Here is a 24724-nt window from a genome sequence, read left to right on the forward strand (position 1 = left end):
CGCGCCTTGCGAGCCATCGCCACATGCCAACGGACCCAGGAGCCCGCCAGGATGGCCTCGACACCGGAACGTCCCAAGCATTTCTCCATGCTGCGCGAGATGCAACTCGCCGACCTGTTCACGCTGGGCAATGCCGCCTGCGGCATGGCGTCGGTCTTCTTCGCCATGTTCTACGTGGCCGCGCGCGCGCCGGCGCATTTCTACGCGGCCGCCGCGCTGGCGCCCGCGGCATTCCTCTTCGACGTGCTGGACGGCCGCATCGCGCGCTGGCGGCACCAGCACTCGGCGCTCGGCCGCGAGCTGGACTCGCTGGCGGACATCATCTCGTTCGGCGTGGGGCCGGCCGCGCTGGCGTTCGCCGCGGGCATGCGCGGCGGCTGGGACATGGCCGCGCTGATCTACTTCGTGTGCTGCGGCGTGAGCCGGCTGGCGCGCTTCAACGTGACCGCCGAGATCTTGTCCGCGGGCGCCGACAAGGTGGCCTACTTCGAGGGCACGCCGATCCCCACCAGCGTGCTGCTGACCGGCGTGCTGGCGTGGTGCGCATGGCGCGACCGGCTCGGCGACGCGCTGTTCGGCGGGGTGTGGACCATCGGCCCCGCGGACCTGCATCCGCTGGCACTGCTGTTCGTGCTGTCGGGCTCGCTGATGATCAGCAAGACGCTGCGGATTCCGAAGATCTAGCGCGCGCGGTCGCAAGACGTGCGGCGCGGGGCGGGATATTCACGGCCGCGCGCGCCACTGCCCGCCCCGCTGGGCCGCCTACTGCCGCAGCGCCAGCCAGATCGCCTTGGGCTCGGTGAAGTTGTCGATGGCCGCGTCGCCGTGCTCGCGCCCCAGGCCCGAGTCTCCGGCGCCGCCCCAGGGCAGGCGCACGTCGGTGTGGCCGTAGGTGTTGATCCACACGGTGCCCGCGCGCAGCTCGCCGGCCACCTGGTGGACGCGGCCGATGTCCGCGCTCCACACGCCGGCGGCCAGGCTGAAGGCGGTGCCGTTGGCGATGCGCACGGCGTCGGCTTCGTCCTCGAAGCGGATCACGCTGGCCACCGGGCCGAAGATCTCTTCCTGCGAGATGCGCATCTCGTGCTCGACGTTGGCGAACACCGTGGGCGCCACGAAGTAGCCCTTGTCGCCGAGGCGCGCGCCGCCGGTGACGGCGGTGGCGCCCTCGCGCCTGCCGATCTCCACGTAGTCGAGCACGGTCTTCATCTGCGCGGCGGAGACCACCGGGCCCATCGTGGTGTCGGGCGAGGCCGGGTCGCCCACGCGGATCGAGCTGGCGCGCGCCGCGAGCTTTTCCACCACCTCGTCGTAGATCTCGCGCTGGGCCAAGATGCGCGAGCCCGCCGAGCAGACCTGGCCGGAGTTGAAGAAGATGCCGGAGGCGGCGGCGCGCACGGCGGCGTCCACGTTGGCGTCGGCGAAGATCAGGTTGGCGGACTTGCCGCCCAGCTCCAGCGTGACGCGCTTGAAGTTGGCCGCGGCGCCCTGCATGATGCCGCGCCCCACGCCGGGCGAGCCGGTGAAGGTGACTTTGTCGATGCCGGGGTGCGCCACCAGCGCGTTGCCCACCACGCTGCCCTTGCCGGTGACGATGTTGAGCACGCCCGGCGGCAGCCCGGCTTCCAGCGCCAGCTCGGCCACGCGCAGCGCGGTCAGCGGCGTGATCTCGGCGGGCTTGACGATCAGCGTGCAGCCGCAGGCCAGCGCCGGCGCGATCTTCCACATGCCGATCATGAGCGGGAAGTTCCACGGCACGATGGCCGCCACCACGCCGACCGGCTCGCGCACGGTATAGGTCAGCGCGCCGGGGCGCGCCGGCACCACCTGGCCGTTGATCTTGTCGGCCCAGCCGGCGTAGTAGCGCAGCGTGTCGATCACCGCCGGCATGTCCTGGCGCCGCACCGCGGCGAGCGGCTTGCCGGCGTCCAGGCTTTCCAGCGCGATGAGTTCCTCCTGGTGCAGCTCGAGCAGGTCGGCCAGGCGGTACAGGATGCGGCCGCGCTCGGCGGCGCGCATGCCGTTCCAGACCTTGAGCGCGGCGCGCGCGGCCGCCACCGCGAGGTCGACGTCGGCGGCGCTGCCCTGCGCCACCAGCGCGATGGGCGCCTCGGTGGCGGGGTTGAGGTCGGTGGAATATTCGCCGGTGCCGGGCGGCTGGCGCTTGCCGTCGATCAGCAGGTCGTGTCGGGGCAGTTCGGGCTGCGTGCTCATGGTCGCTCCTCGCTTGGGTCGGTGGAACCGGGCGGCACGGTGACGCGGGGCGCATGCGGCTTGCCGGAGCCCGTGCCTGCTGTCATGCATGCAGTGTGGGCGGGCGCCGGCTCTAAGTCCAATTAATAGGATGGATTGATTAATACGAAATTTGCATGAGTCGGGCGAGCACGCGCCGCGGCCGGCGCCGGCCCGCGCACCTTAGCCGCGCCGTTAGTCGTACCGCGGCGGCACCTTGGTCACACCTCGGCAGCACCTCGGCCGCGCACCTCAGCCATGCGCCCGCATGCCGGCCGCGCGCGGGATCTCGGGCCGCCAGCCGGCTTCGCTCAGCAGCGCCGTCATGGCCGTGTGCAGGTGCTGCGCCACCACCGGCTTGTGCAGCAGCGCCGCGCTGTCGGCATGGACGCTGCGCAGGCGGTCCGGCGCGGTGTCGCCGGTGATGATGACGGTGGGGATGGGCCGGCCCAGCCGCGCGCGGATGGCTTCCATCGCCTGGCTGCCGGTGCGCTCGCCGCGCAGGCGGTAGTCGGCCAGCAGCAGGTCGGGCTTGAAGTCGTCGAGCGTGTCCAGCGCTTCGTCCTCGGACTCCACCGCGAGGCAGGCGGCCTGCCAGCTTTGCAGCAGTTCGCGCATGGCGGTGCGGATGTCGGGGTCGTCGTCGAGCACCAGCACGCGCAGCCCGTTCAGCGCGGGCCGCGGCAGCAGGCCGGCGGCGATGTCGTCCGGCGCGTCCTCGGGCTGCGCGGCCTGCATGGCCTGCGTGGCATGGCCCATGAGCGGCAGGGCGAAGCGGAACACCGAGCCGCGCCCGGGGCGCGAGTTGAGCAGCACGCGGGTCGAGATGGTGCGCGCCAGGCCTTCCACGATGGCCAGCCCCAGCCCCAGCCCCTTGCGCTGGTCGCGCTCCGGGTTGCCGAGCTGGTGGAACTCGCGGAAGATCGCGCGCCGCTGGCCCAGCGGGATGCCGATGCCGGTATCCCAGACTTCCAGCACCGCCGTGTCCCGCCGCAGGCGGCACGCCACCAGCACGCCGCCCTGGCTGGTGTAGCGGATGGCGTTGGCGATCAGGTTGCGCAGGATCAGCTCGACGAGGTTGGGGTCGGCGAACACCGCGACGGTGGTGTCGCGCGTGCGGTAGAACAGGCCGCGCGCGTCGGCCTGCGGCGCGAACTCGTTCTCCAGCTTGTAGAGCATCGGCTGCAGCGGGAACAGGCGCGGCCGCGGCGTGATCACGCCGGCATCCACCTTGGAGAAGTCCAGCAGCGTGTTGAGCATCTCGCGCGCCGCGCCCGAGGCCGCCTCGATATGCGCCAGCAACTGGCGCTGCTTGTCGTTGAGCTCGGAGCGGCCCAGCGTGACCACGAACAGCCCGAGCGCGTGCAGCGGCTGGCGCAGGTCGTGGCTGGCCGAGGCCAGGAACACGGACTTGGCGCGGTTGGCTTCCTCGGCCTCGCGCTGGGCCGACTCGGCGCGCGCGGTCTGCTCGCGCAGGCGCGCGATCAGCTCGACGTTGGCGAAGCGCAGCGCGATGGCGTGGCGCGCCACGCGCGCGTAGTTGCGCGCGAACACCATCAGCACCGCCAGGTAGAGCGGCGCGCCGAGGAACATGGCCAGGTAGGCGGTGTCCCCGGTGGCGACGAAGACCGCCCACACCGGCACGATGGCCGGCACGAAGAACCCGATCGCCACCGGCAGGCACGCGGAGAACACCGCCAGCGCGGCGGCGCTCATGCCGGCGATCAGCGACAGGATGCAGATCACCGTGGCCGGGGAGCCGACGTCCATGTAGAGCCACGCGGCCAGCCCCCACAGGCCGCCGATCACCGTCAGCAGCGCCGTCATGCCGCGCGCGTAGGCGCCGGCGCCGGTTTCGCCGGTGCGGTCCGGCATGGCGCGCCGGCCGAAGTGGCCCAGCGCGCAGCACGCCGCCAGCGCGGCGGCCCAGGCGAACGCGCCGGGGTGGCGGTTGCCCACGCTCAGCCCCAGCGCGAGGATCAGCCCCGCCAGCGCGCAGCCCAGCATGGCGATGCCGAAGCTCTGGTCGATCAGTTCCATCTCCGCAGCCAGCAGGCGCGGTTCGTCATAGCGGGGAACGGGCAGCGCCATGGCTCACCTGCCGTTCTGGACCAGGCCGCGGCGCTGCGCCTCGAGCACCGCTTCGACGCGGCTGACCACGCCGAGGTGGTCGAGGATGGCCGCCACGTGGACCCGCACGGTGTTCTCCGAAAGGCCCAGGTGATGCGCGATGATCTTGTTGGAGCGGCCCAGGCTGAGCTGCTCCAGCACCTCCAACTGGCGCGGCGTCAGCGAGCTGGCCTGGTAGGCGCCGCCGCCTGCGCTGCCGGCGCCGCCCGCGCCGCCGGGGTTGCGGGACGCGCCGTCCGCGGTGCCGGCGCTGTCCGGCAGCGCGTCGAGGTCGGGGCCGAAATAGGTCTCGCCGCCGAGGACGCGGGCGATGGCCTGCTCGATCTGCACGCTGTCCGCCGATTTCGGCAGGAAGCCCGCGATCTCCTTGCGCGCCGCGTCCGGAATGGCGTCCAGCCCGGACGTGCCGGAGACGATCAGGATGCGCGCCGCCGGGAAATGCCGGCGCAGCACCTTGACGCCCTCGAGGCCGTTGAGCCCCGGCATCTGGATGTCGAGCAGGATGATGTCCACGGCCGCGCCGCGGTGGTCCTGCACCGCGCCCATGACCGAGCCGGCCTCGATGATGCCGGCCACGCTGGGGCTGTCCGCCAGCACCAGGCGCAGGCCGGTGCGGAACAGGGTGTGGTCGTCGATCAGCAGCAGTCGGGCGTTGAGCATGGGGGCGGTGGGCGGCACGGTGGCCGTGGCAGAAAGACTAAGCATAGCAAGCGCCCCGCCGCGAAGCCGCGCGCGCGATGCCGGGGGCCGAAGGGCGCATTGGACTCGATTCTTGCCGCACTGTCCATCACCCCTACCTTCGAGGGGAAAGGTTTCGCCGCCGGCCCCCGCCGATTTCCCGCCAGGCCGCGCCAGCGCTGGCTTCGCGGGGTGCCGGAGCGGCCCGGCGGCGGGCCGCACTAGTCCGGAAAGATTATTTCGCCGCCGGGGTCCCGCTGTCACCATGCAGGCGTGGGCGATTTCCGCGACTCGCTCATACCACTTTTCTTGCCCACAACCACCCGGCTGTGGGCTTTTTTTCGCCTGTACGATCCGTGCGCCTCGCGGGGTCGATCGGCGCCATCGGCGCCGCATGGCCGGCGGCGGCGCGCGCCCGATGCGGCGCTGCCCGCGCCCGTTGCCCTGCCTGCCCCGCATCGTCGTGTCCGCCTCCGGCCCGCTCAACCCCGTTCAGTCGATCAGTCGATCAGCTTGCCGGCCGCGTCGAAGAACGGATGGTCCGCGCCGAACTCGCCGATCACCGCCGCGTGGCTCGCCAGCCCGTGGGCCGGATGCCACCAGTGCAGCAGGTAGCCCGGCGGCTCCATGCGGAAGCGCGAGGCCGCGCGCGGGTCGAGGTCGAGCGTGACCTGGTGCGCCGGCCCCGGCGCGGTCATGGCGATGGTGCCGCCGAAGCGGTGCACGATATGGCGATGCAGGTGCCCGCATAGCACGCGCTCCACCTGCGGATGGCGGCGCACCACGGCTTCCAGCAGGCCGGCGTTCTCCAGCCCCTGCTGGTCCATGTGGCCGATGCCGGTGTGGAACGGCGGATGGTGCAGCATCAGCAAGGTCGGCCGCGCCGGCGCCGCCGCGAGCGTGGCTTCGAGCCACGGCAGCGCGGCCGGTTCGACGCGCCCGCCCGGCTGGCCCGGCACCGTGCAGTCGAAGGCCACCAGCCGCAGCGGGCCGGCGTCCACGCTGTAGTGGACGGGCGCGTCGCCGTCGCCGTTGGCGAACAGGTAGGCGTGGTCGGCGAACACGCGGCGCAGCGAGGCGCGGTGATCGTGGTTGCCCGGCAGCAGGTGCAGCGGCAGCGGCAGGCCGGCCAGCAGGCCGCGCAGGAAGCGGTATTCCGCCTCGCTGCCGAAATCGACGAGGTCGCCGGTGACGATCACCGTGTCGGGCCGCTGCGGCGCGGCCAGGATGGTGTCGATGCAGCGCCGCAGCGCGCCGGCGGTATCCACCATGCCGTAGGACAGCTTGCCGCCGGCCTTGATGTGCAGGTCGGTGATGTGGGCCAGCAGGTAGCCGCCGGCGTCGCTGCCGGGGGCGCCTGCGGCGGGGTCTTGGTTCGGGGTGTTCATGTGTGGCTTGTGCGGTGCGGATGCGGTGCCGATGCGGTATTCGTCGCCCGTTGCTTCAGGCGGCGCGCGCTTGCGCCAGCGTGATCAGGTGGCCGGTGTCGAGGCGCAGGCCGACGCGGTCGCCCGGGTGCCAGCCGTCGCGCCGCGTGGTGTCCACCACCAGCGGCGCCGGCGCGCCCACGTCCACCAGCAGGCGCGTGTAGTTGCCGAGGAACAGCGCCGTCACCACCGCGCCGCCCAGGTGCGCGTCCTCGGGCCGCGCCAGCGCCACGTCCTCGGGGCGGAACAGCAGTTCGGCGTTCTGCGCGGCGGCCACATTGGCCACATCGGCCGCGCACGGCACCAGGCCGCCGGGCACGCGCCAGGCGTTGCCTTCCAGCGCGGCCGGCAGGCGGTTCATGGTGCCGATGAAGTCCGCCACGAAGGCGTTGGCCGGCGCGCGGTAGATCTGCTGCGGCGTGCCGGCCTGGGCGATGCGGCCGCGGTCCATCACGATGATGCGGTCGCCCAGCGCCATCGCCTCGGCCTGGTCGTGGGTGACGTAGACCGCGGTGATGCGCAGGCTGCGCAGCAACTGGTTGATGTCGGCGCGCAGCGCATCGCGCAGCTTGGCGTCGAGCGCGGTGAGCGGCTCGTCGAGCAGCAGCACGCGCGGCTGCACGGCGATGGCGCGCGCCAGCGCCACGCGCTGGCGCTGGCCGCCGGAGAGCTGGTCGACGCGGCGCCCGGCGAACGGGCCGAGGTGCATCATCGCCAGCATCTCGTCCACGCGGCGGCGGCGCGCGGCGGCATCCACGCGGCGCACGCGCAGGCCGTAGGCGATGTTCTCCGCCACCGTCATGTTGGGGAACAGCGCGTAGCTCTGGAACACCATGCCCACGCCGCGCCGCTCGATCGGCAGCGGCGTGACGTCGTTGTCGCCGAACATGACCACGCCGCCGGCGTCGGGATATTCCAGTCCGGCGATGATGCGCAGCGTGGTGGTTTTGCCGCAGCCCGAAGGCCCGAGCAGGACCACGGTCTCGCCGGCGCCGATCTCCAGGTCGAGCGGCTCCAGCGCTAGCGTGCCGTCGGCAAAGGTCTTGCCGCAGCGGTGCAGCGTGATGGGAGTGGGTTCATGCATGGCGGGCCTCGGAAGCGGGAAGCGGATCGGCGCCGGCAAGGCTCTCGGCCACGGCGTCGTCGGCGGGCGGCCGGTGCCGGCGGGCGCGCGCGCCGAGCGCGCTTGCGGCCTGCATCAGCACCAGCAGCGGAATGATCATGAAGAAGAACACGATGGTGTAGGCCGAGCCGATCTCCAGCCGCATCGAGGCATAGCTGTCGGCCAGCCCCACGGGCAGCGTCTGGGTGGTGGGCGTGTGCAGCATCCAGGTCAGGTTGAACTCGCCCACCGACAGCGTGACCACCATCAGCGCGCCGGCCAGGATGCCCTGGCGGCAGTTGGGCAGCACCACCGTGAAGAAGCGCTGGACGCGCGTGGCGCCCAGGCTGGCGGCGGCGTCCTCGAGCGTGCGGATGTCGATGGCCGACATGATGGCCAGCACCGAGCGCACCATGAACGGCAGCGTGAACAGCACGTGCCCGACCAGGATGAACACCCAGCTGGTGCGGAACGCCTGCCAGCCGCCGTACAGCAGGATCAGGCCCAGCGCCGTGGCCAGCCCGGGCACGGCCACCGGCAGCATCAGCAGCTCCTCGATCAGGCGCGTCACGCGCCCGCGCCGCAGCGCCATGTAGTAGGCCGCGGGCACGCCCAGCGCCAGCGTGCAGGCCAGGCAGGCCAGCGCGATGCCGAGCGACAGGAAGATGGTGTTGCGGTAGAGCGACCACACCTCCGCCAGCCAGCGCGTGGTCAGGCCGCTGGCCACGCCGATGAAGATGTTGTTGGTCAGCCCGGCCAGCACCGACAGCACCACCGGCACCACCATGAACAGGCATACCAGCAGCGCCAGGGCAAGCTGCAGCCAGTAGGCGCCGCCGCGTCGTCGTGAATGCATCATGTGCGCGCTCCTCAGGCGGTGGCGGCGACGGCGTCGCCGGAGAACCAGCGCGCCAGCGCCAGCAGGGCCCACGTCACCGTGCCCAGCAGCACGGACAGCGCCGCCGCCATGCCGAAGTTGGCGTAGTTGGTGAACTCGTTGTAGATGGTCAGCGGCAGCACGTCGAGCTGCGTGGCCAGCGTGAACGCCGTGCCGAACGCGCCCATGCTGGTGGCGAAGCAGATCGCGCCGCTGGAGATCATGGCCGGCATCAGCGCCGGCAGCATCACGTCGCGCACCACGCGCCAGCGGCCCGCGCCGAGCGAGCGCGCGGCTTCTTCCAGCGAGGCGTCGAGCTTGGCCACCGCGGCCATCACGGTCAGGATCACGCGCGGGATGGAGAAATACAGGTAGCCGACGAACAATCCCGTCAGGCCGTAGGCAAAGGTCCAGCGCTCGCCGGCCAGCCAGTCGCCAGCCATCGCCAGCAGGCCGTTGCGCCCGCCCAGCATGATGACCATGAAGCCGATCACCACGCCGGGGAAGGCCAGCGGGAAGGTCAGCATGGCCACCAGCAGCGCCTTGCCCGGCACCGCGTTGCGCTCGAGAAAGGTGCCCGTGATGCCGGCGATGACCAGCGTGGCCAGCGTCACCGCGGCCGACAGCAGCACCGTGACCAGCAGGCTGTGCAGGTAGCGCTGGCTGGAGAGCACGGTCCAGTAGACGCTGGCGCCGTCCTTGCCGGCGATGCTGATGGCCAGCAGCTTCGCCATCGGCAGGCAGAAGAAGGCCACGAACACGATCAGGGCGGGCAGGGCGAAGAGGAGAAGAGGAAAGGGCTTCTTCATGGGCTGGGCGCGCCGCGGCGCGGGCCGGTGGAGGCGGGTTCGCGCGGCGCCGGCACGGGCGCCGCGGCTGGAATCGGTGGCGGGCCGGGAAGCCCGCCGCCGGCTGCGGCCGGAGCCCGCGCCGGCCCAATGGCTGGCATGGGCTGGCATGGGCCGGCATGGGCGGTCATGCCGCGTTCAGCGGACTTCCTTCAGGTAGGTTTCGCTGAACGCCTTCTGCGCATCGGCCATCTTGCCGAAATCCACCGGCTTGGCGCGCGCGTAGTCCGCCGCGGGCAGGAATTTCGCCTGCACTTCCTTCGGGATGCCGGCGCTGCGCACCGGGCGCAGGTAGGCGTTGGCCCACAGCGCCTGGCCGGCGTCGGACAGTACGAAGTCCAGCACCTTGCGGCCTTCGGCGTCGTGCGGCGCCTTGTTGACCAGGCTCATCACGTAGGGCACCACCACCGTGCCTTCCTTCGGGATCACGAAGGCCACGTTGGCGTTGTCCTTGTAGCGCGCGCGATAGGCGTTGAAGTCGTAGTCCAGCAGGATGGGGATCTCGCCCGACAGCACGCGCGCGTAGGCGGTCTGCTTGGGCACGATGGGCTGGTTCTTCTGCAGGTCCTTGAAGTACTTGAAGGCCGGGCCGAAGTTGTCCATCGAGCCGCCCATCGCCTGGTTGACCGCGACCGCGCCGACGTAGCCGACGAAGGCGCTGGCCGGGTCGAGGTAGCCGACCAGGCCCTTGTACTCGGGCTTGAGCAGGTCGGCCCACGACTGCGGCACCGGCTTGCCGCGCAGCGCGTCGACGTTGACCATGAAGCCGAGCGTGCCCGAGTGGATGGCGAACCAGTTGCCCTGCGGGTCCTTGAGGCCGTCCGGGATGTCGTTCCAGTGGGCCGGCTTGTAGGCGGCGGTGACGCCGTCCTTCTTGGCCTGGATGCCGAAGGTCACGCCGTAGTACACCACGTCGGCCACCGGGCTGGCCTTCTCCGCCACCAGTTGCGCGAGCGACTGGCCGGAGTTCTTGTTGTCGTGCGGCACGGTGACGCCGGTCTTTTCCTTGATGGCGCGGATCTGCGCGGCCCAGTCGGCCCATTCGGGCGGGCAGTTGTAGCAGATCGCGGTCTGGGCGGCCACGCCCTGGCTGAAGGCGGCGGCGCCGAGCGCGATGGCGATCCAGCGTAGCGGTTTGTGCCAGGAACGGCTTGCTTGCATGGTGAACTCCTTGGTTGCGGACTGGGGCTGGGGGAATGGGTCGGGGGTCATGCCTTGCCTCGCGCCGGCGCGGCGACCGTGCCGCCCAGGCGCAGCCCGTGCGGCAGCAGCGTGACGCGCGCGCCGCCGGGCGCGGCGGCGGGATCGAAGCGGGCCAGCAGGCGCGCCACGGCGCGCTCGCCGATCTCGGCATTGGGCTGCACCACCGAGGCCAGCGGCGGCTCCACCAGCGCGCCGAGCGCGATGCCGTCGCAGCCCAGCACGGAGATGTCGCGCGGCACGCGCAGGCCAAGGCGCTTGAGGTCGGAGATCACGCCGATGGCGAGCAGGTCGTTGGTGCAGAAGAAGGCGCTGGGCGCGTCCGGCCCCGTGGCCAGCGCGCCGATCTGTTCGGCGTTGCTGGCCGTATGGCTGGGCAGGCACAGCGCCGGCGCCGGCGCCAGGCCGTGCGCGCGCATCGCGTCGCGGTAGCCGTCGAAGCGCTGGCGCGCGCGGTCGGAGGCGGCGAAGGCGCCCGACACCACGCGGATGCGGCGGTGCCCGGCGGCGATCAGCGCCGCCACGCCCTCGCGCGCGCTGGCGCGGTTGTCGACCGACACCGAATGGCGCTGGCCGCGCGCGGCGGCCTGGTTGTAGGCCAGCACGTAGGGCACGCCTTCGGTGTCGAGCTGGTCGAGCACGGCGCTGCGCGCGGCGTCGGCCACCGTCAGCACCATGCCGTCGACGCGGTGGCGCAGCAGGTATTCGATGCGCTCGCGCTCGCGCGCGGGGTCGTAGGCGCTGGTCACGAGCATCAGCGAGTAACCGGCGGCCAGCGCGGTGTCTTCGATGCCGCGCCAGCAGTCGGCGAACACGGCGTTCTCCAGCGTGGGCAGCATCACGCCGATCATGCGGCTTTGCTGCGCGCGCAGCTTGCTGCCGAGCAGGTTGGGGCGGAAGCTCAGCTCGCGCGCGGCGTCGAGCACGCGCTGCACGGTGCTCTTGCGCACCAGGCCCGGGCTGTTGAAGGCGCGCGATGCCGTGGCCAGCGATACGCCGGCGGCCTGCGCCACGTCCACGAGGGTGGCGGCGGCGTCGTGCGGGACGGCGGGCGAGCGTTCCTGGTTGCGGTTCACGTTGATGGCGCGGGTCGGGTTCGGGGAAGGAGCCAAGACGTTTTCCAGAAATGAAAACGTTTTCATTCAAGTCGCAAAAAAATCGGGCAGCAAGCCTTTGTGATATTGCGGCGCGTGAGCGAAACCCGCGCCGGCAAGGCGATAACCCGTTACAGCGCGGATTGTGGGGATGGTGCGTGACAGCACGATGACAGCGCCGGGCGCGGCGAAAGCGCCGGGATGCGTCCGGCGATGCCGTGGGCGGCGTGACGGTGGCGGTGCCGGGCGCGGGCGTGACGCATGCCGGCTGCTGGCGCTGCGGCGGAGCGTCACAAACGTCACGTGGTGTTTGCCCGGCCGGCTGGTGGCCGACCGGGCGCGGGGCCGCCCGTGATGCCGCGCCCACGCAGGGAGCGCCCCGGCAACGGCGTGACCGGGGCGCGTGGCGCGCCGTCAAGTCGGCGCGCGGCTGGCGGCGTGAGACGTGATCCTGGGCGGCGCCTTTACGCGCCCGGTGGCGGCCAGGCCGGGTGAAGACCTGGCGCGGCGCTCATTGCGGCTTGCCGCTGGTCATCGCCGCGAGCACGCCGTCGCGCCGGATCAGCCCGTGGTACAGCGCCGCGGCGAAGTGCGCCAGGACGGTGGCGAACAGCAGGAAGGCGAGCACCGTGTGGGCCGCGCGCAGCGGCGCGTACAGCGCGGCGCTGTGCGGCAGGATCGGCGGCAGCTGCGCCTGCCCGTAGAGCACGATCGGGTAGCCGCCCGCCGACTGCATGCCCCAGCCGATCAGTGGAATGGCGAACATCAGCACGTACAGCAGCACGTGCGACAGATGCGCGGCAACGCGCTGCAGCGGCGGCAGCGAGGCCGGCAGCGGCGGGGGCGGGTGGATCATGCGGTTCACCAGCCGTAGCGCCGCCAGCACCAGGATGGCGACGCCGAGCGGGCGGTGGATCGACAGCAGCAGCACATAGCGGTCCGAGACCGTGGCGACCATGCCCACGCCGATGAACAGCATGGCCAGGATCAGCGCCGCCATCAGCCAGTGGAGCAGCCGCGACGGCAGCGAGAAGCCGGGAGCGTGGGGTCTCATGATTTGCCTCCTGCGTTCACTTCCTGCCGCGTGACCGCGCTCGGCGGCTTCTGGCCCCGCTCGTTCTCGCGCAGCGTGAAGGAGCGGGCATAGGCGGCCGAGCGGGCGCTCGGGATGTCGTCGGCGGAGGTGGTGATGCCGGCGGGCAGGATGGCCGGGTCGAAATTGATGTCGGTGCAGCTGCCGCCATCGCCGCCGCCGTCCTCGCTCGCCACCTTGTCGATCGTCACCGTGCCGATGTCGATCTTGCGCCGGCTGGCGGGCCAGGCCTTGTCGGGCTCGACCGGGTCCTGCGGCTCGCCGACCGTCACCACCATCTTCCACTGCGCGGGGTGCCGCGCCACGCCGGAGATCAGCGCGTCGAACAGGTAGTTCGGATCGGCGGGCTGCGGCTTGGCCGCCGGCTCGAACGGCGTGACCGCCTCGGCGGACCAGCGCACCGGCACCGTGGCGCCGGCCTTGTCGACGAACAGGAAGGTATCGAGCGCGTTGTAGGTGCTGTTGGCGAAGCCGGACGACACCGCGCGCTGGCCCACCACGCCGACCGCGGCCACGAAGTCCGGGTGCGCGTCGGCGAACGCCTTCATCCTGGCGGGGTCGGGCTTGCCGGTCTTCGGGTCGGGCACCGACGAGATCATCTGGTCGTAGAACGCCTGCACCGTGCTGAATGGAAACACGGGAATGTCCACCATCGCCGTGCGCCATTCCTGCGCGCCGGCGGGCTTGAACTGCAGGGCGAGGCTGCGCACCAGGCCCGGGCCGTCCGGCACGAACGGCATGCCGCCGGCGAAGGCGAAGCGCCCGGCCACGGGCACGCGGCCCGGCGCGAGCAGCGCCGCGCGGGAAAGCGCGGCGCCGGCGCCGTTGCTGTCGAACCAGCCGCTCGCGCACAGGCCCTTGGCGTGATTGCGGCGGAAGCCGGCGTGCTTGCCGTTCGCGGCCTCGAACCCGGAGATGACCCGGTCCTGGGTGAGCCGGCCCGGCGACAGCCATCCGCCCGCGTAGGCGAAGGCGCAGGCGAGCACGAGCGTCGCCGCCCCGATGCCGCCGTACCGGAGGGCGGCTGCGCTGGCGCTCAGCCGGGGTTTTCCAACGTCGTCGCTCATAGCCACTCCTTTGCCGTGCGGTGGGGGAAGTTCTCTGTCTGGTGGGGATTCTGCAGTATTCCCGCGCGGCGCCTTCTTGGTATCGCCTGCTGGTTTGCAGATTCGCACTGTGGCACGGAATGGCCCACGCCGTATGAGGGCGAGGGCGGGAATGGCGCACGTCACTTTTTCCGCGGGGCGCGCATGGCACGGTGTTTGCGGCGGTATCGGACCATGCCGCCGCCGGCGGCCATCCAAGAAAGGAAACCGCCATGACCCGATCACCCCGCAAAGAACCCGGCCACGCCGCCGGGCCCGCTCGCAGCGGCGGCGCCACGCGCGCCCAGGACGGCCTGGGCAGCCCGCAGCCGCGCCTGCCGCACGAGCACGACGAAAGCCACCACAGCCAGCACAGCGGCCCGCGCAAGGAAGTCCAGCAGGCCGGGCGCGACATCGAGCGCGGGCTGGAGGACACCGACCTCTACCGCACGCGCGGCAAGCGCGTCGGCAGGCAGCAATAGACAGCCGGGCGCTGCCGGGCGGGGGCAGCGCTTGCTGCGCGTATCGACATGTTGAAACGTCCCGGCAATTCGGGACGCGAGATGAAGAACCTGCATCCCATGCTGGTCCTGTCGCCGAAAGCATTCAACGAGCGAACCGGCATTGTGATCGGGCTACCGATGACGACGGCCGAGTTCAACGACACCAATCCGTTCGCGATCCAGTTCAAGGGGCCGAAGAGCATGACGAGCTACGTGCTCGCGCATCAGCCAAAATCATTCGACTGGCGTGCCCGCGGAGCGAAGGCCCACCCGTGGAAGCAGGTTCCCGCGGACGTTTTTGCCGCGGCGTGCGAGCAGTTGAACCAGATCATTGCCATCGGCGAATAGCGAAAGACGGTGTCGCAGAGTAGGCCTGCCCACTGGTGGACTGAGTGAAACGGGTGAAATGGGTGAAGCGGCCCGATGACAAGGAAGCCAGTCTGTTGAGCCACGATCGCCGGCGCACGACGGATCGTGTGCCGGCCGGTTCAATACGTGGCTCTGGATCGATGTGCACCGGACCGTGACCGAACAACGGCAACGCGGCGGGGCTTTCGCCCCGCTCCCGCGCCGCCGCGATGCCGTCAGCGTTGCCCGCCTTGCTGGCCGCTCTTCTGCCCTTGCTGGTTCTGCTGGCCGGCCTGGTCGGTCTTCTGGCCATGCTGGCCATGCTGGCCCTGGCCGCGGTCCTGTTGCTGCTGCTGGTCGCCCTTCTGGTCATGGCTGCCGGACTGGGAGCCTTGCTGACCCGATTGCTGTTGCTGCTTGCCTTGGTCTTGCTGGCCTTGGCCGGATTGTTGCTGTCCCATCGTGCTCTCCGTGGCGCGGCGGAATGCCGCGTGACGGGAAAGGGTGCAAGCCGCGTGCCACGCGCGGTGGCGCCCGCGCCGCCCGGCGCGCGCCGCATACCCGCGAGGCGCGCGCCGGCAAGGGATCGCCGCCGCGCGCAAAGGTCGCACAAAAGCAGGGAGGCGCCATCGGGCTGCGCGGAAGTCGGCGGGGCGTCATATGCGCGGCGCCACTTTCACGCACCCGCGCCGCGGTTTCCCGGCGTTTTTTACAACGTCCGCGATTTTTACTGGTGGCGCAGGGGTTGCCCGGTATTTGCGGTTGCAAGCCCGCGCGAAGGTCCGGGCGGGTGGCGTCGAGGCTGCGGCGCGGCTCAGGCCGCGAGATGGAGGCCGGGCAGGCCGAACGCCGCGCCGGCGCGCGGCGCTTCCGGCTCGCCGGCGTCGAGCAGCCGCACGGCGGCCGGGCCCACGGTATTGGCGCAGGCCGCCGCCAGCGCGCGCGCATGAGGCAGCCCGGCCTGCCGCGCCAGCCAGTCGCCGGGAATGCCCCGGCCGGTGGCCAGCAGGTAGAGCGCGTGCGCCACGCGCTGCTCGCGCAGCAGCACGCGCAGCGCCTCGCCCTCGGCGAACAGGCGCGCGCGCACCAGCCGCGGCGGCACCTGCCAGCGCTCGGACACCAGCGCGGCGTCCCACGCCAGCCGCGGCAGTTCGAACATCGCGCCGGCCAGCGCGCGCGACCAGCATTTCTCGGCGGCGCCCTGGCCGTGCGGCAGGCCGCCCAGCGTCATGCGCGGGCAGGCCGCGTCGGGCACCGCGCGCAGCGCCAGCGCCGTGTCCTGCCCGGTCCTGGGCAGCAGGTCGCAGTCGAAATAGGCGAAGGCCGGCACCACGAAGGGCTTGCCCGGCACCACCTCGCGCCGCGCGTTGGCGTCGCGCAGGCGCGCGCCGCCGCGCAGGGCGTCCACGCGCACGGCGAAGGGAAAACGCAGGTGGGACAGGCGCAGCTCGGTGCTGCTGACGAGGGCCATGCGAGGTTCAGGGGCGCGGCTGGCGCGCATGCCGTGGGCATGCCGCGCGCGGACGGAAAAGCCGCATTGTACGTGGGTCGGCGCGCCAGATTGTCGTCGCGGCGACCATTGTCCGCGCTACAGCTCCGACAGCCCGACCCGCCGCAGCCGCTCCAGGTCGGTCACGCGGATGCTCTGGTAGGAAATGTCGACCATGCCGTCGGCCGCCAGCCGGCGCAGCGCCTGGTTGACGCGCTGGCGCGACAGGCCGGTGAGCAGGCCGATTTCCTCCTGGGACAGCTCCAGCACGGCGTTCGTGCGCGGATAAAGCGCCGCATGGAACAGTTGCGCGATGGCCTGCGCCACGCGCGCGTCCGCGCCCAGCAGCCGGTCGTTCTGCACGGTGGCGATGAACTGGCCCATGCGCTCGTTGAGCTGGCGCACCACGAAGCTGGAGAAGGGCAGGCTTTCGGCCAGCAGCGTGTGGAACACCGTGTCCGGCACCAGCGCGATGCGCGAGTCGCGGATGGCGATCACGTCGTAGCGGCGCGCCTCGCGCTTGATGACGCTGCCCTCGCCGCACCAGCCGCCCGCCGGCACGCCCGAGAACGTGCAGCCGCGCCCGTCGGGCGTGTAGACCGCCAGCTTGATGAGCCCGCTTTCCACCCCGATCCAGTAGCGCGAGGGCTCGCCCCGGCGCGCCACGAAGGCGCCCGCGGCGAAGTCCTGCAACACCGTCTGCCGCGCGGCCAGCGCCTGGTGCTGCGGCGCCAGCGCCGCGAACCACTCGTGGCGGGCAAGCAGCACGGCGGGCGGCTCGGGTGTGGCGGCAGGCGTGGCGGCAGGGGCCGTGGCGGCGGGGGCGGCGGTCCCGGGCAGTCCGGCGGAGGCAGGGGGGAGGGGCAGGCTGGACATTGATGTGGGTCAAGCCCGGAGCGCTGGCCAGGCGGGCACTGTCATCCGGACGACAAAGCTTTGTCGTGTGGGATGATAGCCTTGCGCAGCAAAAAGTAACAGCGACCGGCGGCGCAGTCAGCGCCCGGCGCAAGCGGAGACCAGCAATGCCAACCGATTTCGACACCGGCCTGGGCAAGAACCCGGCCAACCACGTTCCCCTCACGCCCCTCGACTACCTGGCCCGCGCCGCCGCGGTCTACGGCGAGCGCCTGGCCATCGTGCACGGCCCGGTGCGCCAGACTTGGCGCGAAACCTATGCGCGCGCGCGCCGCCTGGCCAGCGCGCTGGCGCGCCTGGGCGTGGGCAAGGGCGATACCGTGGCGGCGCTGCTGCCCAACACGCCGGCGATGGTGGAAGCCCACTTCGGCGTGCCGATGGCGGGCGCGGTGCTCAACGCGCTCAACATCCGGCTCGATGCCTCCAACCTGATCTTCATGCTGCGCCACGGCGAGGCCAAGGTGCTGCTGGCCGACACCGAGTTCGCCGACCTCGCGCGCCAGATCGCCAACGAGATCCCGGGCCTGAAGGTGGTGGCCGTGATCGACGCGCTCGGCCCGCAGGACGCGCCGCGCTTCGCCGAGACCGACTACGAGGGCCTGCTGGCCTCGGGCGACCCCGACTACGACTGGCAGATGCCCGCCGACGAATGGGAAGCCATCGCGCTCAACTACACCTCGGGCACCACCGGCGACCCCAAGGGCGTGGTCTACCACCACCGCGGCGCGGCCATCAACGCGGTCTCCAACATCCTCGAGTGGGACCTGCCCAAGCATGCGGTCTACCTGTGGACGCTGCCGATGTTCCACTGCAACGGCTGGTGTTTCCCGTGGACCATCGCCGCGCGCGCCGGCGTCAACGTGTGCCTGCGCAAGTTCGAGCCCAAGCTGGTGTTCGACCTGATGCGCGACGAGGGCGTGACCCACTACTGCGCCGCGCCCATCGTGCACACCGCGCTGGTCAACGCGCCGCCGGCCTGGCGCGAGGGCCTGCGCGGCCCGGTGCGCGGCATGGTGGCCGGCGCGCCGCCGCCGGCCGCGGTGCTGGCGCAGATGGAGGCGATGGGCTTCGAGCTGACCCACGTCTACGGCCTGACCGAAACCTACGGCCCGGCCGCCGTGTGCGCCGAGCAGGACGACTGGGCCGCGCTGTCGCAGGAAGAGCGCGCCACCAAGAAGGCCCGGCAGGGCGTGCGCTACCACCTGCAGGCCGACGTCGCCGTGCTCGACCCGGACACCATGCAGCCGGTGGCCGCCGACGGCGAGGAAATCGGCGAGATCATGTTCCGCGGCAACATCTGCATGAAGGGCTACCTCAAGAACGAGCGCGCCACGCGCGAAGCCTTCGCCGGCGGCTGGTTCCATACCGGCGACCTGGGCGTGCGCACGGCGGACGGCTACGTCAAGATCAAGGACCGCAGCAAGGACATCATCATCTCCGGCGGCGAGAACATCTCCAGCGTGGAGGTGGAAGACGCGCTCTACCGCCACCCGGCCGTGCTGGCCGTGGCGGTGGTGGCCCAGCCGGACGCCAAGTGGGGCGAGACGCCATGCGCGTTCGTCGAGCTCAAGGACGGCGCCAGCGCCACCGCGGAGGAGCTGATCGCGCACTGCCGCACGCTGCTGGCCGGCTTCAAGGTGCCCAAGGCGGTCTACTTCGGCCCGCTGCCCAAGACCTCGACCGGCAAGATCCAGAAGTTCGAGCTGCGCCGCAAGGTCAAGTCGGATACGGCGATCGACGTCTGACGATGTTTTCCGAGCCGTGGCGCGTTCGGTAGCGCCCGGCGGGCTCGGCAGGGCTTGCCCGAAGCATTTCGAGAATGGGGGCTGACTTGGTCATGGAGCAGGAATTCGCGGGACTTGGCGTGCTGTTCGTTGCCGGTTTCGGTCCGATCAGCAAGGATTCGGAGAGCAGTCGCGCCCTTTACGTGGATACGCTTGGCTTGCCCCTCAAGCCTTATGGCGACAACAAGGACTACTTGCTGTCCGAGGCGGGCGCCTTGGAGGGAGTCAAGCATTTCGCGCTGTGGCCGTTGGCGCAAGCGGCCCGGTCCTGTTTCGGCTGCGAGACCTGGCCTGCCGATTTGCCGACGCCGCAGGCCTGGCTGGAGTTTGACGTCGAGAATATCGCCGTTGCCACCGAAGGATTAATGGCCAAGGGCTACCATTTGCTGATCTCCAACCGGGAAGAACCCTGGGGCCAGAAGGTGACGCGCTTCCTGAGCCCGGAAGGACTACTGGTTGCGGTGAGTGAAACGCCGTGGCTGCGAACTTCCTGACCGCCCCGGTGAGGCTCGAGGTGAACGGATAAGTCCGGCCCGCTGCCGCGCGCCCGGCGCGCGGCAGCGATGGCGCCGGCTGGCCGGTGGCGTCAGTGCGCCGCGGGCCGCGCCGCGGCCGGCGCCAGCGCGGCTGGCCGTGGCGCGCCCGCCGGCAGTTCGCCGGTGAAGGCGAAGTCCACCTCCGGCACGCGCCCGCTCACGATGTCCGCGATGGCGCGGCCCGAGCCGCAGCCGTGCGTCCAGCCCAGCGTGCCATGCCCGGTGTTGAGGTACAGCCCGCGCACGGCGGAGGCGCCGATGTACGGCACGTTGCCCGGCGTGGCCGGGCGCAGGCCGGTCCAGAACTGCGCCAGCTCGGGCCGGCTCATGCCCGGGAACACCTCCAGCGTGCGCCGCACGATGGCCTCGCAGCGCACCGGGTTGAGATCCATCGCATAGCCGTTGAGCTCCGCCGTGCCGGCGATGCGCAGGCGGTCGCCGAAGCGCGAGAACACCAGCTTGTACTCGTCGTCGGTCAGGCTCACGCTGGGCGCGCGCGTGGCATCGAGCACCGGCAGCGTGGCCGAGTAGCCCTTGGCCGGGTAGATGTCGAGCTTCACGCCGAGCGGGCGCGCCAGCATCGGGCTGAAGCTGCCCAGCGCCAGCACGTAGGCGTCGGCGCTCTCGATGCGGTAGGCGCCGGTCTCGTCGGCGATCTCCACGCCGCGCATGGCGCCGCCCTCGGCATGCAGGCGCTGCACCCGCACGCCGTAGCGAAAGCGCACGCCGAGCGCCTCGCAGCGCGCCGCCAGCGCGGTGGTGAAGCGGTGCACGTCGCCTGATTCGTCCTCGCTGGTATAGGTGGCGCCGGCCAGGCGCGGCGCGATGTGCGCCAGCGCCGGCTCCAGCCGCACCACCTCGTCCGGGCCGATCACGCGGCGCTCGCAGCCCAGCTCGCGCATGATGCGCGCCGGCTCGATGGCCGCGTCGAACTCTTTCTGGCTGGTGTAGAAGTGCAGGATGCCGCGCGTCAGGTGGTCGTACTCGATGCCGGTTTCGGCGCGCAGCGCCTGCAGGCTGGCGCGGCTGTAGGTGCCCAGGTTGAGCAACTGGACCATGTTGTGGGTGGAGCGCCGCGCCGAGCACTCGCGCAGGAACTTCAGGCCCCACGACCACTGCGCCGGATCGGCGCGCAGGCGGAACAGCAGCGGCGCGTCCTCGCGCCCCAGCCAGCGCAGCATCTTCAGCGGCGCGCCCGGGTTGGCCCACGGCTCGGCATGGCTGACGGAGATCTGCCCGCCGTTGCCGAAGCTGGTTTCGCGGGCCGCGCCCGCATTGCGCTCCAGCACCACCACCTCATGCCCGGCGCGCGCCAGGTACCACGCCGAGGCGACGCCGATCACGCCGGCTCCCATTACGATGACTTTCATTTCTCAGGCTCCGGATAGCAAAAAGGGACAGCCAGGCCATCCGGCCTGTCTGTCCCCACTGTCCTTTTACCTGAGAGATTCGCCGCACCCGGCATGGGTGGCGGCTTGCCCCTTCGGCGGCCGCGTGCCGCTCACCTTGTCGGTGCGGCCCGGCGCTCTCCAGTTCGTTCGGTTTCCAGTCTTTTGCACCTGAGCGTTTCAGGGGTACGCCTTCGGTAGAGGGGCCTTCCCATGCATGGTGAAGGCGCCTCGTTCTCCTGGAAGGCGCAAGGTAACACGGCTCGATCGGCGCCGGCAAGCGCCGCCCGCGCGGGTGTTGCGGCTTACGCGTCGAGCACCGTCGCCCAGAGCACCATCGCCCCGACGTTCAGCAGGACCGTGGCCCAGAAGGTGGCCTGGAACGACGCCTTGCGGTTCTTGTGCCGCAGCAGGTGCTGGGCCGCCAGCGCGCCCGGCCAGCCGCCGCACAGCGCGAGCAGGTGCAGCTCGTTCTCCGGAATGCGCTGTTCGCTGCGCACGGCGCGCCGCTTGTCGACGGCATAGCGCGCGAAGGCCGCCACGCTCAGCCCGAGGCTGGCCAGCGCCACGCCGCGCGGCAGACGGCCGGCGAGCGAAGCCGCGAAGATCGCCAGCAGCGCGAACGCCGCCACCAGCGCCGGCAGCAGGTTCGCCCGTCCCGCCGGCCCGGCCTGCCCGGGCGCGCCCGCGATCGAGACCTGGCTCGCCTGCGGGCGGCCGTCCTTGCCCGCCGACAATTCGAACGACACGCGGTCGCCGACCTTGGGCGCGACGGCGCGGCCCTGCAGCGCGCTGATATGGAAAAAAACGTCTTTCGACTGGGCGTGGATCTCGATGAACCCATAGCCCTTGTCGGCATGCCATGCCTTGATCCGTCCGCCTTTTCTCATCCCCGTGCCTGCATTCTTGTCGACAGAGAAGTGTAGCGGATGCGGCGGGACGGCAGCGCCGCGCACGGCCCGCCGGAGCAGGCCATGCGCCGGTGCCCTGGTCAGCCGCCGATGCCCAGCAGCTCGACCTCGAAGTTCAGCGTCGCGTTGGGCGGGATCGTGCCGGGCACGCCGCGCGAGCCGTAGGCGGTCGGGCCCGGGCAGACCAGCTTGGCCTTGCCGCCGACCTGCATCTTCTGCACGCCCTCGGTCCAGCACGGGATCACGCGGTTGAGCGGGAACGAGATCGGCTGGCCGCGCTTGTACGAGCTGTCGAACTCGGTGCCGTCGGTGAGCGTGCCGCGGTAGTGGACCTTGACCGTGTCGGACGCCTTGGGCGACGGGCCGGTGCCCTTGACGAGGTGCTGGATGGTCATGCCCGAGGGCAGCGTCTCGGCCGGGCCCGCGGGCGCGGCGGCGTGGACGGCGCCGGCGGTGGCGAGGGCGGCGAGGAACAGGGTGATCTTCTTCATCGTTGGCTTGGCTGGGTGGAAAAATCGGGTTCCGGCCGTAGCCGGAAAGCCGCATCTTAAACCGGGACGCGGGCTGCCCCGGCGTTTTCCTCCCGCGCGGGTCCCCGCGCCATCGATCCGTCAGGGCATCACGGGCGGACGATAGGGCAGCGTGGTCGCGAAGGCCCACAGCATGAACAGCACCAGCGGCGCGTGGACCAGCAGCTGGGTGAAGGTGAAGCCCACCACGTCCTTGGCGCGGATGCCGAGCACGCCCAGCAGCGGCAGCATCCAGAACGGGTTGATGAGGTTGGGCAGCGCCTCCGCGGCGTTGTACACCTGCACGGCCCAGCCGAGGTGGACCTGCAGCTGGTTGGCGGCCTGCATCACGTAGGGCGCCTCGATGACCCACTTGCCGCCGCCGGAGGGCACGAAGAAGCCCAGCACCGCCGAATAGACGCCCATCACCGCGGAGAACGATTCGCGGGTGGCCACCGAGACGAAGGCCGAGGCCAGGTGGTGCGACAGGCTCGCGCCGTCCACGCCGGTGGCCTTGGTCAGCATGAACGCGATGCCGCCGTACAGCGGGAACTGGATCAGCACGCCGGCCGTGGACGGCACGGAGCGCGCGACCGCGCGCAGGAAGCGCCTGGGCCGCCAGTTCAGCAGCATCCCCAGCATCAGGAACAGGAAGTTGTAGGTGTTGAGGTTGGAGATCGCCAGGATGGGGTCCTTGCTGGTGAATTCGTGCACCAGCCAGCCGGCGCCGAGCGCGACGATGACCACGGTCAGCAGCGGGCTGTATTCGAGCCATTCGCCGGGGCGCGTGGGGCGCGCGGTCACGTCGGCAGCATCGTCGAGGTCCACGCCCATGTCCTGCGCGGTGCGCGCGCGGTCGCCGGCGGGCGCGGAGAAATAGGCCACCAGCAGCGAGGCGGCGATCAGCACGGCGGTCATCGCCATCGACTGCCACAGGAAGATGGTCTCGGCGAACGGGATCACGCCGGTGATGTCGAGCAGCGACTTGGGCAGGCTGGCCGGGTTCGCCTGCAACTGCGCCGCCGACGAGCTCAGGCCGAGCGCCCAGGTGGCGCCCATGCCCAGGTAGGCGGCCGCGCTGGCGGCCCGGTAATCCACGCGCAGCCCGCTGCGGCGGGCGATGGCGCGCACCAGCAGGCCGCTGAAGATCAGGCTGATCGCCCAGTTCAGCAGCGAGGTCAGCAGGCTCACCAGCGCCACGAAGGCGACCGCGCCGCGCGCCGTCCTGGGCAGCGCGGCGAGCCGCGCGATCAGCAGCGACGCCGGCGGCGACGCCGCCACCACGTAGCCGGAGATGGCCACCACCGCCATCTGCATGGTGAACGGGATCAGGCTCCAGAAGCCGTCGCCGAAGGCCTGCGCCACGCTCTGCGTGGAGGCGCCGATGCCGAGCGCGCCGAGCGCGACCACCACCACCGCGATCGCGGCGAAGATGTAGGAATCGGGGAACCAGCGCTCGGACCAGTCGGTGACCTTGACGGCCAGGCGTTCCAGCCCGCCGCGGCTCGGGGGATCTTCGCTTTCCAGCGACAGGGGTGTGCTCGTCATTGCTCTCTCCTTACTTTGCCAGGGATATGGCGCGCGGCGCGGTGCCGCGCGGGTCTTCGAATCCTTCGTAGGCCATGACGGCCGCGGCCAGGTCTTCCAGCGCGGTGCCGACTGCCTTGAACACGGTGATTTCGCGCTCGTCCGCGCGTCCCGCATGGGCTTGCCGGCACAGCTCGGCGAGCGTGGCGCGGATGTCGGCGGCGCGCAGCACGCCCTGCCCGATGGGGTGGAGCAGGTCGCCCGCCTTGAGGATGGCTTCGCCGGTGTCGACGAACACCGAGGTGCCGCCGAAGCAGGCGTCGTCGGCCTCGCGCATCTCGGGCGTGAAGCCGCCGATCAGGTCCAGGTGCGTGCCGGCGCCGAGGAAGGCGCGCCGCACCAGCGGCACGGTGGCCAGCGTGGCCGAGGTCACGATGTCGGCGCCATCGCAGCCCGCCTCCACGGATGCCGCCACGCGCGCGTCGAAGCCGTCGGCGCACAGCCGGGCGGCCAGCGCGGCGGCCTGCCCGGCGTCGATGTCCCATACCGCGACGCGCGCCACCGGCCGCACCGCGCGGTAGGCGTGGGGCAGCAGGCTCGCCACCCGCCCCGCGCCGATCACCAGCATGGACGACGCCCCGGGCCGGCTCAGGTACGAGGCGGCCAGCGCCGACGCGGCGGCGGTGCGGCGCGAGGTGATCTCGTTGCCGTCGATCATCGCCAGTGGCCGGCCGGTGCGCGCGTCGTGCAGCAGGTAGGTCGAGTACAGGCCGGGCAGCCCGGCCTGCGTGTTGCCGGGATAGATGGTGACGGTCTTCACGCCGAGATAGGCGCCGGTCTGCCAGGCGGGCATCAGCAGCACCGTGCCCGTGCTCGTACCCTGGCCGGGCGCGCTGATGGCGTGGCTGTGCCGCTGCGGGACCTCGCAGCCGCGGATGAAGGCCTCGCGCAGGGCGGGGATGAGCGCGTCGAACGGCAGCAGCGCGCGGGTGGTATCGGAGTCCAGTGTCAGCATGGTCGCGTGATGAAGTGAGAAGGGAGGAAACGG

General features: G+C 71.3%; 24 protein-coding genes and 1 riboswitch. Of the genes, 5 read left to right on the forward strand and 19 right to left on the reverse strand.

Annotation, left to right across the window (positions count from 1 at the left end; translation table 11 throughout):
- Positions 1-51 precede the first annotated feature (51 nt).
- Complete coding sequence (locus ACWTPI_RS25510) at positions 52-684, forward strand: CDP-alcohol phosphatidyltransferase family protein (RefSeq protein WP_454733100.1); 633 nt, start codon at positions 52-54, stop codon at positions 682-684.
- Positions 685-762: 78 nt separating this feature from the next.
- Here the strand turns inward: ACWTPI_RS25510 and ACWTPI_RS25515 are convergent, their stop codons facing one another.
- From ACWTPI_RS25515 to ACWTPI_RS25565, 11 genes are all read right to left on the reverse strand, one after another.
- The gene (locus tag ACWTPI_RS25515) at positions 763-2214 is read right to left on the reverse strand and encodes an aldehyde dehydrogenase family protein (RefSeq protein WP_020204747.1); all 1452 of its coding nucleotides are present in this window, start codon (positions 2212-2214) and stop codon (positions 763-765) included.
- A 270-nt stretch (positions 2215-2484) separates the two neighbouring features.
- Positions 2485-4323, reverse strand: coding sequence for an ATP-binding response regulator (locus ACWTPI_RS25520; RefSeq protein ID WP_020204746.1), 1839 nt, complete (start codon positions 4321-4323; stop codon positions 2485-2487).
- A 3-nt stretch (positions 4324-4326) separates the two neighbouring features.
- Positions 4327-5022, reverse strand: coding sequence for a response regulator (locus tag ACWTPI_RS25525; protein ID WP_020204745.1), 696 nt, complete (start codon positions 5020-5022; stop codon positions 4327-4329).
- Between the two features lie 518 nt (positions 5023-5540).
- A complete protein-coding gene (locus ACWTPI_RS25530) occupies positions 5541-6428 on the reverse strand; it encodes a phosphodiesterase (protein ID WP_454733101.1) in 888 nt (295 codons plus the stop codon).
- Positions 6429-6483: 55 nt separating this feature from the next.
- Positions 6484-7551: an ABC transporter ATP-binding protein gene (locus tag ACWTPI_RS25535; protein WP_020204743.1), complete on the reverse strand. Its 1068-nt coding sequence runs from the start codon at positions 7549-7551 to the stop codon at positions 6484-6486.
- Complete coding sequence (locus ACWTPI_RS25540; protein ID WP_029043967.1) at positions 7544-8425, reverse strand: ABC transporter permease; 882 nt, start codon at positions 8423-8425, stop codon at positions 7544-7546. The genes ACWTPI_RS25535 and ACWTPI_RS25540 overlap by 8 nt, the downstream gene beginning before the upstream one ends.
- A gap of 14 nt (positions 8426-8439) precedes the next feature.
- On the reverse strand, positions 8440-9255 hold the full coding sequence (locus ACWTPI_RS25545) for an ABC transporter permease (protein ID WP_020204741.1): 816 nt from the start codon (positions 9253-9255) through the stop codon (positions 8440-8442).
- 177 nt (positions 9256-9432) lie between these two features.
- A complete protein-coding gene (locus ACWTPI_RS25550) occupies positions 9433-10455 on the reverse strand; it encodes an ABC transporter substrate-binding protein (protein ID WP_020204740.1) in 1023 nt (340 codons plus the stop codon).
- Positions 10456-10502: 47 nt separating this feature from the next.
- On the reverse strand, positions 10503-11606 hold the full coding sequence (locus ACWTPI_RS25555; RefSeq protein WP_020204739.1) for a substrate-binding domain-containing protein: 1104 nt from the start codon (positions 11604-11606) through the stop codon (positions 10503-10505).
- Positions 11607-12099: 493 nt separating this feature from the next.
- A complete protein-coding gene (locus tag ACWTPI_RS25560; RefSeq protein ID WP_454733102.1) occupies positions 12100-12642 on the reverse strand; it encodes a cytochrome b in 543 nt (180 codons plus the stop codon).
- Positions 12639-13748, reverse strand: coding sequence for a catalase family peroxidase (locus ACWTPI_RS25565; protein ID WP_454733103.1), 1110 nt, complete (start codon positions 13746-13748; stop codon positions 12639-12641). Before ACWTPI_RS25565 ends, ACWTPI_RS25560 begins: the two co-directional genes overlap by 4 nt.
- A gap of 251 nt (positions 13749-13999) precedes the next feature.
- Here ACWTPI_RS25565 and ACWTPI_RS25570 point away from each other — a divergent pair, with 251 nt between their 5' ends.
- On the forward strand, positions 14000-14248 hold the full coding sequence (locus ACWTPI_RS25570) for a hypothetical protein (RefSeq protein WP_454733104.1): 249 nt from the start codon (positions 14000-14002) through the stop codon (positions 14246-14248).
- A 48-nt stretch (positions 14249-14296) separates the two neighbouring features.
- Entirely contained in the window at positions 14297-14617 is a 321-nt protein-coding gene (locus ACWTPI_RS25575) for a type II toxin-antitoxin system PemK/MazF family toxin (RefSeq protein ID WP_454733105.1), read from the forward strand.
- A gap of 236 nt (positions 14618-14853) precedes the next feature.
- Here ACWTPI_RS25575 and ACWTPI_RS25580 read toward each other — a convergent pair whose 3' ends face one another.
- The 3 genes from ACWTPI_RS25580 to ACWTPI_RS25590 all read right to left on the reverse strand — a co-directional run bounded on the left by ACWTPI_RS25580 (position 14854) and on the right by ACWTPI_RS25590 (position 16874).
- On the reverse strand, positions 14854-15078 hold the full coding sequence (locus tag ACWTPI_RS25580) for a hypothetical protein (protein ID WP_454733106.1): 225 nt from the start codon (positions 15076-15078) through the stop codon (positions 14854-14856).
- 353 nt (positions 15079-15431) lie between these two features.
- Positions 15432-16088 (reverse strand): AraC family transcriptional regulator, encoded by a 657-nt coding sequence (locus ACWTPI_RS25585; protein WP_454733107.1) that lies wholly within the window; start codon positions 16086-16088, stop codon positions 15432-15434.
- A 117-nt stretch (positions 16089-16205) separates the two neighbouring features.
- Positions 16206-16874, reverse strand: coding sequence for a Crp/Fnr family transcriptional regulator (locus ACWTPI_RS25590; protein WP_454733108.1), 669 nt, complete (start codon positions 16872-16874; stop codon positions 16206-16208).
- Positions 16875-17128: 254 nt separating this feature from the next.
- Here ACWTPI_RS25590 and ACWTPI_RS25595 point away from each other — a divergent pair, with 254 nt between their 5' ends.
- Both ACWTPI_RS25595 and ACWTPI_RS25600 read left to right on the forward strand, forming a co-directional pair.
- A complete protein-coding gene (locus ACWTPI_RS25595) occupies positions 17129-18766 on the forward strand; it encodes an acyl-CoA synthetase (protein ID WP_020204730.1) in 1638 nt (545 codons plus the stop codon).
- A 92-nt stretch (positions 18767-18858) separates the two neighbouring features.
- Positions 18859-19299: a glyoxalase gene (locus ACWTPI_RS25600; RefSeq protein ID WP_454733109.1), complete on the forward strand. Its 441-nt coding sequence runs from the start codon at positions 18859-18861 to the stop codon at positions 19297-19299.
- Between the two features lie 92 nt (positions 19300-19391).
- On the opposite strand, the gene ACWTPI_RS25605 is transcribed toward ACWTPI_RS25600, so the two are convergent.
- The 5 genes from ACWTPI_RS25605 to ACWTPI_RS25625 all read right to left on the reverse strand — a co-directional run bounded on the left by ACWTPI_RS25605 (position 19392) and on the right by ACWTPI_RS25625 (position 24691).
- On the reverse strand, positions 19392-20711 hold the full coding sequence (locus ACWTPI_RS25605) for a D-amino acid dehydrogenase (protein WP_059414141.1): 1320 nt from the start codon (positions 20709-20711) through the stop codon (positions 19392-19394).
- Positions 20712-20759: 48 nt separating this feature from the next.
- Positions 20760-20884: riboswitch (glycine riboswitch) on the reverse strand.
- A gap of 150 nt (positions 20885-21034) precedes the next feature.
- Positions 21035-21619: a DUF1294 domain-containing protein gene (locus tag ACWTPI_RS25610; RefSeq protein ID WP_454733110.1), complete on the reverse strand. Its 585-nt coding sequence runs from the start codon at positions 21617-21619 to the stop codon at positions 21035-21037.
- Positions 21620-21720: 101 nt separating this feature from the next.
- A complete protein-coding gene (locus tag ACWTPI_RS25615; RefSeq protein WP_020203608.1) occupies positions 21721-22131 on the reverse strand; it encodes an FKBP-type peptidyl-prolyl cis-trans isomerase in 411 nt (136 codons plus the stop codon).
- A gap of 120 nt (positions 22132-22251) precedes the next feature.
- Positions 22252-23697, reverse strand: a complete 1446-nt coding sequence (locus ACWTPI_RS25620) for a short-chain fatty acid transporter (protein ID WP_020203607.1) — start codon at positions 23695-23697, stop codon at positions 22252-22254.
- Between the two features lie 10 nt (positions 23698-23707).
- Positions 23708-24691 (reverse strand): ornithine cyclodeaminase family protein, encoded by a 984-nt coding sequence (locus ACWTPI_RS25625; protein ID WP_454733111.1) that lies wholly within the window; start codon positions 24689-24691, stop codon positions 23708-23710.
- Between the last annotated feature and the right edge of the window lie 33 nt (positions 24692-24724).

Source organism: Cupriavidus ulmosensis (genome assembly GCF_977008105.1).